Genomic DNA, 2,210 nt, shown 5'->3' with positions numbered 1-2,210 from the left:
CTGGACGTAGGCTTCATCAAGCTGGTTGAGGCTGTGGTCGCTCAGGTGCATCGGTCAGTGGCGCGGTATCATCGGGCAGCGTATGGGAGGGCATCTTGATCGGGCTGGAGGCAGCGGTCAAGGGGTCTCTGAACGGCTACGTTCCTGTCGAAGTTAGCGGTTGAGAGACTACATAGCATTGGAATCGTCGCGCTTCTGAATTTGCGTGATAGCGACTGGCAAGTGTTCTGCGGCTACTACCATGGACTATTGGAAGATATTTCTCTAGCCTTTGATGATCCGTTTACACCCACCGCAGAGTGTGAACACGGATTGCGTTACGGACGAGGCAATCTCAAGAATATCATTAGACTGGCGAAGTTGTATTCTCAAGCACGCGACCATTCAGCGATCGATAGATTCTGTGGGCGCCTTAATGATATTCTGTTTTTTAACTCTGGCTCAGCCCACCGCGTGGGATTTGGTCTCGTTGAATCACGGGGAGCATCGAAAGTGAAAGTGTTTATAAGCCACAGCAGCAAAGATGAAGCGATAGCGATGTGCTTGATTGAGCTAATCCGCGCCGCTCTCAGATTAGATGAAACTGACATTCGATGCACGAGCGTCAATGGTTATCGCCTGCCGATAGGGGCGTCAACCGACGCAGAGCTAAGGAGGGAAATCAACGACGCTGACGTATTTATTGGGCTAATCTCCGAAGCCAGCATGGCATCCGGCTATGTGATGTTTGAATTGGGAGCACGGTGGGGGGCCAATAAGTACCTTGCGCCGATTCTCGCGCCGGGATGCGATACGGGAATTCTCGCGGGTCCGATCAAAGGGGTGAATACATTACGCTGCGATCAGGCCGCCCACCTGCATCAACTAGTCGCCGACCTGTCGCGCACCCTAGACTGTCGAACAGCATCGCCTGCGTCATACCAAAAGTACATTGATCAACTTGTCGCACCCTGAGCGCTTGTTTTGTCTTTTTCGTGGTCGGCAGCATGCACTAGCGCGGCCAGATCCGATCCGGTGTGGCCACGATAGGGAAACCCGGGGAAACCCGCGGGGAAACCCGGCGGGGGAAACCCGGGACAGACAACCGTTTCGGGAAAACAGATGCCTGGTCGCCCTGAAAGGTGGCCTACAATCGCCCGTGGCCGGGGATTCCGGGGACAGTATACTCAACTCCCGTCACGCCAAGACTATCGCTCACTAGGCCACCTACAAACCCACGCAAATCCGCCATTGCCACTTCGACGCCCGCCAACTCCTGCCGGGATACCTGGGCGATAACCGACCGGGAATTCCGGGGCGGGAATTCCGGGGACAGTATACTCAACTCCGCTCGCGCCAAGAATATCGCTCATTAGGCGCCCACAAACCCGAGCAAATCCACCATTGCCACTTCGACGGCCGCCAACTCCTGCCGAGATACCTTGGCGATAACCGACCGGATGCGTTCCCGTTTCACAGCCATGAGCTTGTCCACCATCACCCATGAGGCTCGTTCACCGCTTCCGAATGGAAGCTTCACCGCAACGCGGTAGGCCAAGTCTTCTTGGTGACTGGTGAAGGGGCAGACGAGGATGGAGTCAGGGCGGTCGGCGCGATTGTGTTTGTCGGCCTGGACGACCAGCCAGGGTCTTGGCTTGCCGTAATCGCCTGCCGCCGCCGCGAGCACGTCGTCCCCGCGGCTTACGCCTCCCACGGGTGGTCCTTCAAGACGTCCGCTTGCAGCGCTTCGATCTCGGCCTCTGCCGCGGTGTCGTTCGCAAAAGGCTCGGGTGCGACGATGCAACGCAATGCCTCCTCGACCAACAGGCGCATGGGAACGCCGCGTGCCTTGGCAATCGCCTGAACTTGGCGTTGCAGGTCATCGGGAATCGTCGCGTGACGTGTGGCCATGGCAAGACCTCGGATTCGGCACCAGGAGCAGTCGTGGGAAAAGCCAGGATCTGGCGATCACGTCCGGCTCTACCGTCGAAATATTGATCGTGCGTCGGTGCCGGACATTGGTTCGGGTCCTTTCGTGCAACCCTCAGACAGCGCCGCCCAACTCCAGCCGCCGCTCTACGCGCTCCAAGCGACGCCGCAGGTCAGCGATCTCGTCAGCGCGGACGGCGTCGACCGCGTGGAAAGCGGCGAGGTGATGATCGATCGCGGCAAGTCCGGTCTCGACGCCAGTGAAGCGCAGGCGCAGCTCCGCTTGGATGTCATCCAGCTTG

General features: G+C 58.2%; 4 protein-coding genes. 2 read left to right on the top strand and 2 right to left on the bottom strand.

The window, feature by feature from the left end:
- The first annotated feature begins 201 nt into the window (after nt 1-201).
- On the top strand, nt 202-954 hold the full coding sequence (locus QZY48_RS24630) for a toll/interleukin-1 receptor domain-containing protein (RefSeq protein WP_295436039.1): 753 nt from the start codon (nt 202-204) through the stop codon (nt 952-954).
- Between the two features lie 397 nt (nt 955-1,351).
- Here the strand turns inward: QZY48_RS24630 and QZY48_RS24625 are convergent, their stop codons facing one another.
- Both QZY48_RS24625 and QZY48_RS24620 read right to left on the bottom strand, forming a co-directional pair.
- The gene (locus QZY48_RS24625; protein WP_295436037.1) at nt 1,352-1,666 is read right to left on the bottom strand and encodes a type II toxin-antitoxin system PemK/MazF family toxin; all 315 of its coding nucleotides are present in this window, start codon (nt 1,664-1,666) and stop codon (nt 1,352-1,354) included.
- Between the two features lie 14 nt (nt 1,667-1,680).
- On the bottom strand, nt 1,681-1,890 hold the full coding sequence (locus QZY48_RS24620) for a hypothetical protein (protein ID WP_295436035.1): 210 nt from the start codon (nt 1,888-1,890) through the stop codon (nt 1,681-1,683).
- Nucleotides 1,891-2,014: 124 nt separating this feature from the next.
- On the opposite strand from QZY48_RS24620, the gene QZY48_RS24615 reads away from it, so the two are divergent.
- Nucleotides 2,015-2,210 (top strand): hypothetical protein (locus tag QZY48_RS24615; RefSeq protein WP_295436033.1); only part of this gene is annotated, 196 nt, incomplete at its 3' end.

It is taken from the genome of uncultured Thiodictyon sp. (assembly GCF_903828115.1).
Lineage (GTDB): Bacteria > Pseudomonadota > Gammaproteobacteria > Chromatiales > Chromatiaceae > Thiodictyon.
The sequence above is the reverse complement of the archived record's forward strand: the minus strand, read 5'-3'. Positions and strand labels throughout refer to the sequence as shown.